The sequence below is a fragment of the Flavobacterium sp. N1736 genome (genome assembly GCF_025947065.1).
Classification (GTDB): Bacteria; Bacteroidota; Bacteroidia; order Flavobacteriales; family Flavobacteriaceae; genus Flavobacterium.
In genome coordinates this window covers 1,952,651-1,968,061 of record NZ_CP109994.1, presented here as the reverse complement: position 1 = coordinate 1,968,061, position 15,411 = coordinate 1,952,651, and the positions used below count along the sequence as shown (strand labels likewise).

Below are 15,411 nucleotides of genomic sequence, written 5' to 3'. Positions count from 1 at the left end.
TTAGTTCGATAAATACAATGCTGATGATACAACTTTGCATCTCATTAATTTATTATCAAAATGGAACACGAAAAAAAAGGAGATTTATTCGCAAATGCGCATAAATACCAGTTTGATCCGGGGATCAGCAAATCATTTACCAATTTTATGGACAGCCATGCGCCCGTAGAAAAACCCAAAGGCGACTTGCAGCAAATAAAAAAGGCAGGAAACCAGTTGTATATAAATATGAACGCTCATTTGCCTTTGCATACGCATATTCACAGGCAGGATTTTGAGATGAAAGCTGCTGATGATTCTGATATCCGCCTGAGATGGTATTCTGCGGGAAAAGATACAGTAGAAAGTTCAGCCGTCATATTTGTTCATGGCGGCGGTCGAATGTTTGGCTCGGTAGAACTTTATGATCGCGTAGTGGCAGATTATGTACACAGGTCAGGAGTTCCTTTTTTATCTGTTGAATATGGTCTTGCGCCGGAAGTTTATGGAAAAGCACAGGTAGAGCAGATATATGATTCTATTTTGTGGCTCAAAAATAATGCAAGCGAACTAAATGTGGATGTTAACAGAATCGCAATAATGGGTGACAGCGGCGGAGGCGGATTAGCTGCCGGAGCTGCTATACTTGCACGTGATCGAAAAATAGCACTCGCAAAACAGATTCTAATTTATCCGATGCTTGATTACCGTACTACTATTCTTGATGAAAACATAGAACCTTTCGCTTTTTTTGGCTATCAGGAGTTGGGCGCTTTGTGGCAGGCAATCACAGGTCCGGATCCGTTAAGCGATTATGACCTTGCAATTACCTCACCGGCTGTGCTGGATAATTTTGAAGGATTGGCGTCAACCTATATTTCAGTAGGTGATCTTGACTATTTTAGAAATGAAAATTTAGATTATGCACGTAAATTAGCCGGAGCGGCAGTACCAATTGAATTTCATTTACATCCGGGCGCTCCTCATGGTTTTGAGATTTTTACGCCTGATGCGCCATTATCTGCACGTGCTATTGCCGATCACGTAAGAGCAATCAGATCAATTTAAGTTTAATTAAATCAGTAAATTTGACAGGCTTACTTAAAGACTGGCATACACCTAATCTTTAAGTAAGCCTGTCAATTGACTTTACAAAGTTTTCATTAATTTTGTTTTAATTTAAATATTCTCTGATGACTAACGCGCCTTACGTTGCCAGGTCAATTGCAGATCTGCATCGCCTATTTTTCTTACCGGCTCCCAAACACGACTTAATTACGGTGTTTGATCTGACCAACAGACAGTGTTTGGCACACGCTTCATCCAGTAGTCTTGTTTTTGATTTCTACTCCATTTGGTATAAAGAAAATGCCGGCGGTACTTTAGGTTACGGTCAGCGTGCGTTTGATTTTAATACGGGTTCTTTAACATTTCAGGCACCGGGACAGTTAATAACGGTCGAAGATCATTATTTCTCGGCTGGTTGGGCATTGGCATTTCATCCGGATTTGTTTCGTCAATATTCTTTAGTGCAATCAATTAAAGATTTCGATTTTTTCTCTTATGAAGTTTATAGGGCTCTGCAACTTACGCCGGAGAATGAGGAATCTGTTAATTTGCTGGTTTCGGATATAGGCAAAGAAACTCAATTAGGAAAAAATAGCTTTGGCGAACCTATTATTGTGGCGCAGCTTGAACTGCTTCTTAGAATGATCAATCGATTTTATCACAATCAGTCCAGTCCTGAACAATCTTCGGGTTCTGATTTGCTAACGGCTGTTGAGAATGAAATTCAAAAGTATTTTAATCACGACGCAAAAGACCTTCGTCCGTTGCTAACAGTAAAATATCTTGCGGATCAGCTCAATTTAACGCCTCATCATTTAAGTGAAAAATTAAAGGAGCTCACGGGAAGCAGTGCACTGCAGCACATTCATTTCAATATGGTCGAAAAAGCTAAAGAATTAATAAGCATTTCCGGTTTAACTATAAGCGAGGTAGCATATGTTTTAGGTTTTGAGTACCCGCAATCATTTAGTAAGGTTTTTAAAAATAAAACTGGGTTTACACCTACAGCATTTAAAAATAGCCTTTGTACTAAAAGGTCTGTTTCACTTAGTCGTAAGAATTGACCAAAATAGTAAAGGTGATGAAATAATAGAAGGTACTTCACATCAAAAGCAATGTCTCATGATGTAAGGTACCTTCAATTTTTTATGACTCTAATCAAAATTGAATCTGTTTAATAAATAAACTGACCATTCTATTTTACGCTAAAAGTTCTTTCATTCCATAAGCTGTTAAAACTTTTTCGTATTCAACTTTTACAGCTTCGTTAGCCGTTTCAATAATTTCTCCTGTACTTGGGTCAACAACGGTTCTTAATGGTCTTTGTCCCTTTGGCAGATTAATCAGTTTCACTACGGCATCTGCAACATCCTGCGGATTTGGCTTTTCTGTTTCAAATATTTGACCAATGGCAGCAAACAATTTATTTGGAACATCTGCTATGGCTTTATAATCCTCAACAACTGATGTATCTGAACCAGTCTGGATCTTTTGGGACATTTCAGTAGGGAATGCACCCGGTTGAATAATGGCTACATCAACTCCTAAAGGTCGCACTTCATAATGTAAACCTTCGCTTAAACCTTCGAGAGCAAATTTTGATGCTCCGTACACCACTGTAAAAGGAGCCGAGAATCTGCCCCATCCGCTCGAAACATTAATGATTAAACCTTCTGATTGCTTACGCATAAAAGGTAACGCCAATTTCATCAATCTCCAAGGGGCGATAAAATTCACATCAAACATGTTCTGTACATCTTCTGTAGTTGAACTTTCAGCCACACCAAACATCGAAATACCTGCATTATTGACTAACACATCAATTCTGCCTTCTGTAGCGATAATAGTGTCGAATGCATTTTTTACACTTGTCTCGTTGGTTAGCGAAACATCCAGGACAGTTATATTCTCTATCTGTTCTAATGCCGTTGCTTTATCAGCATTTTTTCCTTTGGTATCTCTCATGGTAGCATAAACTTTATGCCCCAATGCTGCAACACTATTGGCTGTAAGCCACCCAAAACCGCTATTTGTTCCTGTAATTAATACAACTTTTTTGCTCATTTTTTTGTTATTTAAATAATGATACAAAGGTTGGTATATAAAAATAGAAATCATTTAACATATGGTAAAAAGCAATATCAGCGGATATTTTTTCGTATCCTGCTTAATGATTGTTGGGTGATTCCCAAGTAAGAAGCGACATGAGAAAGAGGGATACGATTGACAAGATTGGGAAAATTATCAATAAATGATAAATAACGGGTGGTTGCATCTTCAGAAACCAGAGGACTCCTTCTTTCAATCGTTTTTATCAAACAATTTTTTACGATCAGCCCTGTAATAGCATCCCAGCCAACAATGGTATTCCCGATTTCATCCCAGTCTTTCTTTGAAAAAACAAGTAATTTGCAATCGGTTACTGCTTGTATGTACTCCGAAGCTACTACTTGTGCTTCAAACTTTTGCTGGTCTGAAACAAAATTGTTCTCGTCAATGAAGTGATGGGTAATTTCTTGTCCTTTGTTATTGTAATAGCAGAAACGAACGACACCTTCAATAATAAATCCAACTTGTTTGGGGATCTTTCCTGCTTCCGAAAAATAGTCATCCTTATGAAGTTCCAGTATTTTTGTCTTGCTGATAATCAGGTCTGTCTGTTGCTTGTTCAGATTGCCAAACTGTAATATGTAATCAATAAACACTTTCATAGGCGAAATATAAGGTTTAATACAAGCAGTTCATTTACCATTTGGTAAAAAGTTTAGGCGGTCATAAAAAATATAGCATGATGCTCTGTATTCATTAACTTTTACTTCAAAAAAAGTATCATTCCCAATTTAAAGTACTGTGCTTTTATAACATGATTTACAAAAAAGATAATTGCTATTTGTAAATCGTAGGAAATGTTAAGCATACTATTAATATTTAATCGAATATTAAGTAATGACTTCTAAAATATTATTCTTCTGTTAAATTAAAGCGAAATAAGTTTTTTCGTGAATAAATCTTGTTAAAAAAAATAATATTTACAAATCTGTTATACAGTTTTACACCTACATGTGTATGATTTTTTTTATTAATCCAAATTATTATCATCCAACTATGAAAAACTATTTTGTTATCCTTTTTCTAAGCACTTTTGCTATCTCTACAGCTCAAAGTAAAATTCTATTTTCTTATGATACCGCTGGTAATCAGATTAAAAGGGAGTTATGCATTTCTGGCTGTGTAACTTCAAAAAAAGTAAATGATTCTGTCAAAGATATTGAATCTCTGGTGCAGGGTGATCTTTTAAAATTTGCAAGTGAAGACACATTCTCCTATTATCCTAATCCTGTAAAAGAAGAATTGTACCTCAAATGGAAGATTAGTGATGAGAATAACATACAAAACATACAGGTTTATAATATTAGTGGTCAGGTGCTGACTTCATTCAAGAAAGGCAAAAGTGGTGACGATAATCAAAATATATCTTTCAGCAATTACCCAATTGGAATTTATATGATAAATCTTGTTTATAAAAACGGAGATGAGAAAACAATAAAAATCATTAAGCAATAACTACTATGACAAAACTTTACATATCCTTTATATTTTTCAGTTTTTCTTTTTTTATAAATGCTCAGATTGTCAATAAATCAAACGGTGGAATAACACTGATGACAAAATTGGAATCTGACGAGGGAAATAGAATCAATTTATCAAATAAAAGTCAAAATAATGCCGTAGCAACAGCAAGTGCTCCAACAGGCAGTTCGGCAGAAGTAGGGAATACAGAAGGAGAGTTGTCTGTATCTTCAACCGGGAGTGCAAATTATGAAATTCCTCTTTTTACACCAACAGGAATAAATAAAGTAGCTCCAAAAGTTAGTTTAGCCTATAATAGTCAGGGAGGCAACGGATCTGCTGCATTTGGGTGGAATATAACAGGAGTATCTTCTATAACCAGAATTCCTGCTTCTAAATTTCATGATGGAACTATCGATCCGGTCGATTTTAATGCTTTAGACCGCTTTGCTCTGGATGGTCAGCGATTGATTGTAAAAAATGGTACCAGCGGAGTGTATGGTGCAAACGGTACAGTTTACGAAACAGAATTTTTCTCTAATATTAAGGTCACTTCATATGGTGTACACCCAGCCGGAGCTGCTTATGGTCCGTCTTATTTTGTTGTCGAATATCCAGACGGTTCAACGGCTCAATATGGTAATACCTCTTATCAATATGGCAGTTCACATGAATCACGATCTTTATCAGACTGGTCAATAACAAATTGGCAGAATGCTCAAAATATTAGAATTAATTATCTTTATGCGCTTACTAACAATGTATTACGTATAACGGAGATATCTTATGGTGGTGTAGGCGATACTGGCGATGATGATTTGAATACTATCCAATTTACTTATAAAGACAGGCAGATTCCTATTCAGTATTATATTGGTAATACCAGTTTTACAAACAGTAAAATGCTGGATAAAATTTGGGTAAATTCCTTTTCTGCAGGCGTAAGGAGGTATGAATTAATTTCAAATTCAGCAGACCAGATTACTTCCATTACCGAAAAAAACGGCGATTCGACAAAAGCGTATAATCCAACGGTTTTTACCTATAATACAACCTCACAAACCATTACAGGATCAACTGTTACTGCAAGTTTAAGTGTAGGTAATCTTACGGCTTCAAATTCAACAGCAGTTTCAGGAGATTTTAACGGGGACGGCAGTATGGATTTTATTCTTTACCTCACAACCGGAACTGATACCAAAAAGAAATATTGGTTATTTTCTGATATAAATACAACTTCTGCTGTTAATATTGGTTTCAGGGATGATATTGGACTTTTTGATGAAATTTTCCCTGTAAGTTTTATTAACGCTTCAAATAAGTTAGATCCAATGCAGGGATGGACCATTGTTCAGGGAGGATCTTTTACCACTTATGCATTGAATTCAGGTATGAAAGCTTTACAAAATCAAAAAAATTATGTTTTTCCCAGATTTGTCTTAGATTACTATTATGAGTGTGATGGCGGCGAATCTTTTAAGACAAAAACAAATCAGCTTCAATTACCACCGCCCCCTACAGGTCCTATTGCAGTTCATTACGAAACAGATATTGCAAGAGCTTTTGTCAATGGGGATTTTAATGGTGATGGTTTGACGGATATTATTGCAGTCGAAAAACCTTTTACCTATCCTTATACATACGGCTGTACTACCGGTACTTCTACCTATGCAGGAGGTAAAACGTATTTTGTAAATTTAGACAGCAGGATTACTTCCGGCTTTGTTACAACAGCAGGATATATTACCATCACAAGTACGAGTAAATTTATGACAGCTGATTTTAACGGGGATGGTAAATCAGATCTGTATGTATTTGACACTGGTAAAGTAAAGGTTTATACGCTGGATAATAATAACCAATTTGTACTGCTCTATCAAACCATAACGGCAGATGCCAGCATTGCACTGGACAAGCCAATTTTAATGGGTGATTATAATGGAGACGGTAAAAATGATTTTATCATACCAAAAGGATCAGGCTATTCAGAATGGTATAAATATTCTGCTACAGGTTCAGGTCTTGTAAAGGAAATTCAGACGTATACGGGTTTTACTTACCCAACTAGCAGTGCTACGACAACTTATTACGTAATTCCTACCGATTATAATAATGACGGTAAGACAGATTTACTTTTAACTTCTTCCAGTCGTGGTTCAGGCAGTTCAGTGGGGAGTTTAAATGTTACCTGTTATCTAAATAAAAATGGCAGTTTTTCTAATGCTGCAGGAAACTATTTCAGCGGCAGTATTATCAATCAGGCAGATATATATAATAATGCCTTACCTGTTTTTCTTTCAGCAAATGAGCCTAATGGTAAATTGGAGCTTTCATTTATAAACAATAACAGGATATTTACTTTTAATTCAACTAAAGATTTTAATAAAGAACAACTGTTGAGAACAATTACAGCAGGAAATGGAGTTACAGAATCTATAACGTATCAGCCTTTGGGTCCTGACTCCTTTGAAGAAGGCGGAAGTTATTATTTTAGTGGGATTATTGAAAATTATCCTAATATAAATGTATTAGAAGCTCCTACTTTTCAACTGGTAACTAAACTTGAAAGAGCCAGTAGTACATCGTATAAAAAACAATTGTTTACGTATTATGATGCGGTGTCGAATATGGAAGGTTTAGGCTTTTTAGGCTTTAGGGCGACTTTAAGAACAAATTGGTTTAGTGATTCAAGCCCAATTTCCATAATATCAAATGTGTCAAAGAATGATATTAGCCTTAGGGGAATAAATGTTGAAAATTATACATCAATTGGCTTTTTAAGTCCTTCAGAAGCCACATCAGATACTTATATCACGAAAGATTTATTAGGTTATAACAGCCAGTTACTTGCAAACAAAGTTTTAAAATTACAAAATACAAGTATTAAGCAATACAACGGATTACTTGGTACCAGTACAGAGACGGCAATTGTATATAACGATAACAATAATCCTCTTACTGCAACTATATTAAGAAAAGAAGGGGCAAGTGTAGTAGAGACTGTTGTTGAGGGAGTAAGTCAATATGATAATCTTACCAGTCCTTATATCGTAGACAGGGTTCAGCAAAAGTATAAAACAACAACGGTTTCAGGTAGTTCAACGGGATATTCAGAAATTTATGAGTTTGATTCTAACCAGCTTTTATCTTATACTGAAAAATATGTATATGGTCCAGGATCTGATGGTGCAGAATCTATAAATGAAGCGAACGTATATGACAGCTTTGGAAATTTAAAGACAAAAACGATAACAAGCGGACTTGATTCACCTCGAGTGCTTAAATTTGAATATGATACCTCAGGAAGATTTTTAACAAAGAGCACAGATTATCAAAATCTCTCTACAATTTTCGATTACAATTTTTATAGCGGAGCATTAAATTCTGAAACAAATCCATTTGGTTTAAAAACTACCTACGCTTATGACACGTGGTTTAAAAAGATAAAAGTGACCGATTATTTAGGAAAATCAAAGAACTATACTTATGCCAATAGTGGGTCTGAAATTATTATTACCACTACAGGAGATGACGGTAGTGCAAGTAAGGATATATTTAATGATTTAGGACTGAAAATTATGACTGGTGTAAAAAACATAAATGGAGTTTACTCCATGGTTTCTTATCTGTATGATCTTTATGAAAGAAATGTGCAAATAAGTGAACCATACGGAGATGAACCTCAGGATTATAATACAACAGTATTTGATAATTATGGTCGGGTAAGCAAAAGCATGTATTTTACAGGCAATATTGTTAATTATACTTATTCAGGTTTAACCACTACAATTAGTGAAAACACTAAAACAAAAATAATTACTAAAAATGCCCTTGGAAATATTGTTTCATTATCAGAAACTCCGGGAGGATCTATTAACTACACCTATTTTGCAAACGGTAATTTAAAATCTTCCAATTTTGATGGTGCCGTCACTTCAATAGAACAGGATGGCTGGGGAAGAAGAACAAAAATAACAGATCCCTCTGCCGGAATTTTTACGTACGAATACAATAATTTTGGTGAAGTTACTAAGGAAATAGCACCAAATGGAACAACAACATATACCTTAACTCCAGACGGGAGAATAAGTCAAAAATTGGTTTCAGGATTATACACAAACTCTAAAACAACTTATACGTACGACGGAACCAGCAATTTATTGCTCAATAGTAAATTTGAAAATTTAAGTGAAGGAACAAGTACAATCACAAATGCCTATACGTATGACACTTCAAAAAGAATTAACCAGATGACAGAAACAACGCCATATGGTTCTTTTACTAAAAACTTTTCATATGATGCTTTTGGAAGAGCTGAAATAGAAACGAGTACAGCTGTAATTTCATCTAAAACAAGTACTAAAGCCTTTAAAAACACATATAAAAACGGCTATTCATGGCAAATTTTGGATAATGCAAACAATGCCGTATTATGGCAGACTAATACAGTCAATCCAAAAGGACAATTAACAGGTGGATTATACGGGCCAATTACGATGACCAATACTTTTGATTATTTTGGATATCCTTCTCAAATAAAATACGATAAAACAACTGTGCCCGTAACTAATATTTTGACATTAGGTGCCGTTTTTGATCCAATAAAAGGAAATACAAACAGTAAATCAAACAACCTGCTGAGCTGGAATGAAAGTTTTAAATATGATACATTAGACCGTTTAACAGAATTTACGAATCCATCCGGAGCACAAGAAACACAGGCTTACGACGCTAAAGGCCGTATCACTCAAAACAATCTGGGTACCTATATTTATTCTAACACAAGTAAACCGTACCAGAATACCTCTATTAATGTTACAGCAGATGCATTAACATATTATACCAGTAAACCAGTTCTTAATGTTACGTATAATACATTTAATAGTCCTGTTCAAATCGAAGAAGCAGGTATTGATAAAGTCAGTTTTCTCTATAATGATTCTAATAGCAGAAGCACAATGTTTTATGGAGGATTACAAGATGATAAAACTTTAAGACCATATCGCAAGCATTATTCCAGCGATGGTACAATTGAAGCAAAAGAGAATAAAACGACCGGAGCAGTCGAATTTATAACATACATTGGAGGTAATGCATACAACGCAGGTATCGTTTTAAAAAGCGACGGCACAACACAAAATTATTTGTTTTTGCAGCGAGATTATCAGGGTTCTGTAATAGCAATTTCAGATGCCAGCGGTGCAGTAGTAGAAAAGCGTCTTTTTGATGCCTGGGGAAATATTGTTAAAGTTCAAAACGGAGCCGGTACTGCCTTGACCGGATTAACATTATTAGAAAGAGGATATACAGGACACGAACATATACAAAGTGTTGGAATTATCAATATGAACGGGCGTATTTATGATCCGAAAATACATCGATTCCTGCAGCCGGATGATAATATTCAGGAACCTTTTAATATACAAAATTACAACCGTTATGGCTATGTATTAAATAGTCCTTTGAAGTATACAGATCCTAGTGGAGAAATTTTTGGAACACTATTTACAATAGGAAAAAATATACTTAAACACGGTGTTAATACAGATCATTATGACTATAAAGAAATAAAAAATGCTTTTAGAATTGATATGGGAATGTTTAAAAGAAATTTTGGACAGATTTTATCGAGATTTACCTGGGGATCAACAAACAGTATAATTGGAAATATAGCAGCGCATGGATATAATTTAACAGGAAATGTTGAAGGCGTAACCTATCTTGCCGGAGCAACTGCAATAGAAACCAAAAGAAGCGGGTCGAAAGCATTTACTTTAGGGTCATATATTAATGGGCCTCAAGGTTTTAAAGCAGATTGGCATGATCACCTTTTTGTTCATGAATATGGTCACACAATTCAAAGCAGTTATTTCGGACCTTTATATATCCCTGTAATCGCTGTAACCAGTTTAACCAGTACACTTAAATTGGGTGGCGATGATCACGAAGCCAGATGGTTTGAGGTTAATGCCAGTAAACTGGGAGCAAAGTATATTGATAAACATTATGGTAGTGGTAAAGAAGGATACACTCCAAATTCTCCTGATTATTTTGATCTTAAAACTTTTCAGGAAGGAGGATATTCCCCTTATGAAAACCCAAGGAATTCTTTCTTCAATGGTAGAGATCCTCGTTGGCAATCTAAACATCCAACCTCTGGAGGAAAATTTACCTGGTGGGATGTTATTATTCCATCATTAGGTTTGGGAATTTAATTTTATCATTAAAAATATTGGTATGAAGTATTTTAAATTATTTTTATTCGTTGTACTTGGTTTTATTTTTCAGGGTTGTCCGGGAGAAACCGGAGATGAGTCTCCGGATACGTATCTAACAATTAAAAATACAAGTGATCAACTTATTTATTATCCTTTTAGTCATAATAATGTAGAAGTACTTCCTGCTTTTTTTTCAAATTTTCCATCGTATCGACAGATTAACAGCAATGATAAAGCTAAAATCGATATTTATCTTGATTCGTTTAAAGGAGATATTAAATTATGGATATTAATTTATAAAAAATCTACGATTGATAGTCATACATGGGAAGAAATAAAAGAAAAGGGTCTGTACGATAAACGATATGAATTAACATTGGATGAATTAAAATCCATGAATTATGAAATTACATATGACGGTAATTAAAATTTTTTCAAATTAATTAAAGTTAATTAAAACTGTAACAATCATCTACCACAGTAGATGATTGTATTTAGATTTTTCAATTTTATCCATAAAAAAAGTCCTAATTTTCATTAGGACTTTTTTAATAAGTCTATTTAATCTTCCTGACACTTGTTATGTGCAAAGCTTAATTACAATATCTGTTATATAATTGAACTTTAGAATTTTTATTTTAACAAGGGAATAATATCAATTATAACCGTACGGTTGTAAAAACGTTCTTCCGGAAGTTTGTTTTCAAAAGCCGCCATACTTTCGTCCTCTCCAAAACCATGTACTTCGAATTTTACATCTTTTCTGCCTGAATTTGATAATGCACTTTCTATAATACTTTTCACTTCATTGGCTCTGTCTAAAGATAAAGTCAGGTTATACGACTCTTCACCAATAATATCAGTGTGGCCATGAATAATGACTACCGCATTTTTAGGTATTCTGGGCGTAACAACATCTGTTAAATATTTCTCATACATGGCGATTGCTTTTGATTTATTAAATTCAAAAAGAATGCTGTATCTAAGACCTTCATCTGTTTTAGAAGGTGTCCATAATACCATATGTGTAGTGGTTGTTTTTTCTTCAATAGTGCCGCTTTTGGTTTTACCGATCATTTTTACTTTATAATCACCTTCAGAACGGGTTCCCATAATGCTTTTGCCCGGAATACTTACTTTTTCCTGAGTATAAGGACCAAAAACTTTTACTTTTCCATCCGGATCTGTAGTTTCTAAAGACCATGATGAATAGACTTGTCCTGCACCGGTTGCATCAATCGTAATATAACTGTCAATTGGCGCGTCCTGCACCGTAACAAGTTCTAAAGGTTTTAAGGGAGCATCCGGACCAGCTTGAAACTCCATCAATAATTCTGGCGAATTACTTTCGATAGATACCCTGCGATCTCCTTCACGAAGCAGTACCAATTCTTTTGTAGCTCCGGGCTGTTCTGACGGAATAGTTGGTTTTAACTGTCCTTTGGTCGTTATTCTATTGGTATTTATTTCAAATACAGTAACTAAATAAGTCTTGATCGATTCGGACATTGCCACACCATCATCGGTTCCTTTTTCAGAAGAACCAACAAGCGTAACATTTGCTGACGGATTTTTCACCATTCGGTTTCCAAGAATATTAATGACGTTATAGTAAACGGTCATTTGTCTTGCAGAACGTCCGGATGGATTTACACTGGGTGCAATCCCGATTTGGTCTTCATTAAAATCTTTTACATCTTCTTTTCTTAATAATTTGTAACGGCTTGGTATTTTATTGGATTCAAGATCATAAAAAACATAGTTTCTTAAAGGAAATACTTCGCGAACGTTACGAACTCCCGGAATATTTCTGGGCGCATTTACAGAAAACTGTACTTTAGACGCTGGAGCCTGAGGTGTTTCGATTGCACTTCCTTGTCCAAATTTAAGAGCCATACCAACTCTAAAAGTACTTATATTCCAGGTTTCGACAGAACGGGGATGTTGTCCAAAATAAGGCTGAAAATTTACAAAAGGAGATAAAATAAATTGTGTTTTATGATTTTGTGATGATAACGGAATATCAAAACCTGCTCCAATTTGCATGGAGATAAGTGTTTCTTTAACGGCATCAAAATCTCCTCTTACCGCATCAGATGGTTCCTGGTTAGGAAGAGCCGGATTAGTTCCTAATTTGTATTTGAATGACTTATCGATATTAAAAGCCAAACGTGGTCCCCCGTATACATAAAAGTTAGATTTAAAAGGCGCAAAACGAATGCTTGGTTCTACAGTAATATAACTCAAACCTGTAGATAAATCTGCGGGGCAGTTACAAGCCGTAGTTTTTTGATCGAATGAACCTTTTCTGCTATCGTAGCCTGCCTGAAACATAAAACCCAATCTTGTATCCGGCTTATGAAATTCAACAAGCGGTGCTAAGTAAAGTCCTGCGCCCTCACCGTTATGAAAAGTAACCGGCGGAGTCAGACTTGAATTAAGCTGATGGGTTGAGCCGCGATAAAAATTATAATTGGTTGCACCTGCAACACCAAAGAACCAGGAAGGTTTTGTATAATAGACTTCTTGTGCCTGGAGAGTTGTTTGAGAACCTATATATAACAAAGTCATTAATAAAAATCTGTTTAGAAGAACTTTATCTGAAAGTCGCGTTATATATAATTTTGATTTAAAACTAATTTTAGTTTTCATTTGTTTTTATTTAGGTGTTTTTTTATGAAAAAAATCCCGTTCGAAAACGGGATATATTTAGTGATTGTATTATTTAAGGGACATTTATGGTTGTATTTACCATTGTCACAGATGCAACTAAAGATATTGCTCTTCCGTTGAGAACTGTTTGATTTGCATTTCCGGCAGTAGAAAAAGTAACACCAGAATTGGCAATAATAGTTCCAACCATAGTTCCTCCGCCGGCACTGTTAATAGTGGCTGCGCTTCCTACGTACCAGAAAACGTTTTTAGGTAATCCGCCGTTTGTCATTATAACACTTTTAGCACCTGTAGGTCCGGCAATTCCAACAGTAAGGCCTGAAGCCGTTTGAAAAATCCATGTAGCATTTGGATCACCTTGTGCATCAAGCGTCAGGTTGCCATTACTAATTTTAAAAGTACCGCTTGCTGATTTATAAACTCCCGGAGCTAATGTTAATCCGCCTAATTCTCCAGCGTTTGGATCTGAACCACCCGGTTTTGCAGCAGGTGAAATGCTTAAATAGGCCGCATTTGCATCCAATAATGCTTTTTGTGCAATTGCTAATGATGTTGCAGTTCCGGGAGCCGGAGGTCCGGTAAAGATATCACCGGTAACATTTCCAACATTTAGAGGAGTCTCGGTATAAACTACCAGACCATCATGAAAACCTGTAATCAGGGTAGAAGCTGCAGTTGTACCTATACTTCCGTTGTTTATAACTGTATTTAGTCCCTGATTTGTTACTCCGGCATTTCCGCCAAAAGTTCCAAACATAGCAGCAGTACCAAGATCTACGACTAAAGGTGCAGGAGGTAATAGGGAAGTTGTAAAGTTCCATACAAAATCACTTGCCAATGCAGTTCCGGCTTTACTTTTTGCACCGTTTGTAATTGTTGCTGTGTAAACTTTTCCTAATACAAGTAAATTTGTTGGTTTAAACGAAGCTGTCGTACCAGAGTAAGAAACCGTACCCGGAATTGTTGTAGCGCCTTGTGTCAGGATAAATGTTGCTGTATTGATTGTAGCAGCATCCATAATAGTATTAAAATTGGCAGTCACAGTTTGATTTAAAGCCACATTAACGGCATTATTCATAGGATCTGTTGCTGTTACAGTTGGTGTTATATCTGTTGTAAAACTCCAGGTATAATCTGCTGTCATTGCAGTATCCAGTGAATTTTTTGCACCAGTAGTAATCGTTACAGTATAGATTTTATTAGCCAATAAAGGACTTGCAGGAGCAAAAGATACTGTTTGTCCTGTATAGGAAATAGTTCCTGTTACAGCATTAACTCCCTGATTTACCTTAAACGTCGTATTGTTTAATGTTGCTGCATTCATATCCATATTGAATGTTGCCGAAATTGTTTTATTTAACGGCACTTCAATGGCATTATTTATAGGATCAGTTGCAATTACTACAGGTCTTAAAATAGCACCTGTTGAAAATACCCATACATATTCAACTTGTAAAAAATTACCCATTGCGTCTTTTGCTTTTGTTGTAACCCTGGCCGTATAGGTGGTGTTTTCTGCAAGCAAAGCTGCTGGTTTGAATGATGCTGTTTTTCCCGAGTACGTAATAGTTCCGGCAATAGGAGTAGTTCCGGCCACGATAAACGAAGTTGAGGTGATTGAACCCGGATCCATTTCTTCGTTGAATGTTACCGTAATAATCTGCCCCAAAGGCACATTTATTGCATTACTCAAAGGTGTTGTCGATTCTACCACAGGACAAACTCCAACGGCTTCTTTAAAATCATCGTTTTCACATCCTGTAATAAATGCAATACATAATATAGTAAAGGTTAATAGTAAATTTTTAGTTTTCATTTTTTTGTTTTAATTGGATTATTTCAAGTGGTAAAGGTGATGTCGGATTCTCCAGAAACATTATACAATCCAGTCTAAGTGTTGTAT

Annotated in this window: 9 protein-coding genes; 5 read left to right on the top strand and 4 right to left on the bottom strand. The window is 35.5% G+C overall.

What is annotated here, in order from left to right; genetic code table 11:
• Window positions 1–60: 60 nt before the first annotated feature.
• The gene (locus OLM54_RS08310) at window positions 61–1,047 is read left to right on the top strand and encodes an alpha/beta hydrolase (protein ID WP_264538124.1); all 987 of its coding nucleotides are present in this window, start codon (window positions 61–63) and stop codon (window positions 1,045–1,047) included.
• A 125-nt stretch (window positions 1,048–1,172) separates the two neighbouring features.
• Window positions 1,173–2,111 carry a helix-turn-helix domain-containing protein gene (locus OLM54_RS08305; protein WP_264538123.1) on the top strand — a complete coding sequence of 313 codons (939 nt, stop codon included), beginning with the start codon at window positions 1,173–1,175 and terminating at the stop codon, window positions 2,109–2,111.
• A gap of 136 nt (window positions 2,112–2,247) precedes the next feature.
• On the opposite strand, the gene OLM54_RS08300 is transcribed toward OLM54_RS08305, so the two are convergent.
• Both OLM54_RS08300 and OLM54_RS08295 read right to left on the bottom strand, forming a co-directional pair.
• Window positions 2,248–3,111 (bottom strand): SDR family oxidoreductase, encoded by an 864-nt coding sequence (locus OLM54_RS08300; RefSeq protein WP_264538122.1) that lies wholly within the window; start codon window positions 3,109–3,111, stop codon window positions 2,248–2,250.
• Between the two features lie 77 nt (window positions 3,112–3,188).
• Complete coding sequence (locus OLM54_RS08295) at window positions 3,189–3,758, bottom strand: Crp/Fnr family transcriptional regulator (RefSeq protein WP_264538121.1); 570 nt, start codon at window positions 3,756–3,758, stop codon at window positions 3,189–3,191.
• Between the two features lie 355 nt (window positions 3,759–4,113).
• Between OLM54_RS08295 and OLM54_RS08290 the strand changes: the two genes are divergently transcribed.
• From OLM54_RS08290 to OLM54_RS08280, 3 genes are read left to right on the top strand one after another with little or no spacing between them, the layout of a single operon-like run.
• Entirely contained in the window at window positions 4,114–4,611 is a 498-nt protein-coding gene (locus tag OLM54_RS08290; RefSeq protein WP_264538120.1) for a T9SS type A sorting domain-containing protein, read from the top strand.
• 5 nt (window positions 4,612–4,616) lie between these two features.
• A complete protein-coding gene (locus OLM54_RS08285; RefSeq protein WP_264538119.1) occupies window positions 4,617–10,832 on the top strand; it encodes an FG-GAP-like repeat-containing protein in 6,216 nt (2,071 codons plus the stop codon).
• 22 nt (window positions 10,833–10,854) lie between these two features.
• Window positions 10,855–11,262, top strand: a complete 408-nt coding sequence (locus OLM54_RS08280; protein ID WP_264538118.1) for a hypothetical protein — start codon at window positions 10,855–10,857, stop codon at window positions 11,260–11,262.
• Window positions 11,263–11,468: 206 nt separating this feature from the next.
• On the opposite strand, the gene OLM54_RS08275 is transcribed toward OLM54_RS08280, so the two are convergent.
• Together OLM54_RS08275 and OLM54_RS08270 are read right to left on the bottom strand one after the other, a co-directional pair.
• Window positions 11,469–13,487 (bottom strand): OmpA family protein, encoded by a 2,019-nt coding sequence (locus tag OLM54_RS08275; RefSeq protein ID WP_264538117.1) that lies wholly within the window; start codon window positions 13,485–13,487, stop codon window positions 11,469–11,471.
• Window positions 13,488–13,560: 73 nt separating this feature from the next.
• Window positions 13,561–15,324 (bottom strand): Ig-like domain-containing protein, encoded by a 1,764-nt coding sequence (locus OLM54_RS08270; RefSeq protein WP_264538116.1) that lies wholly within the window; start codon window positions 15,322–15,324, stop codon window positions 13,561–13,563.
• Window positions 15,325–15,411: the final 87 nt, after the last annotated feature.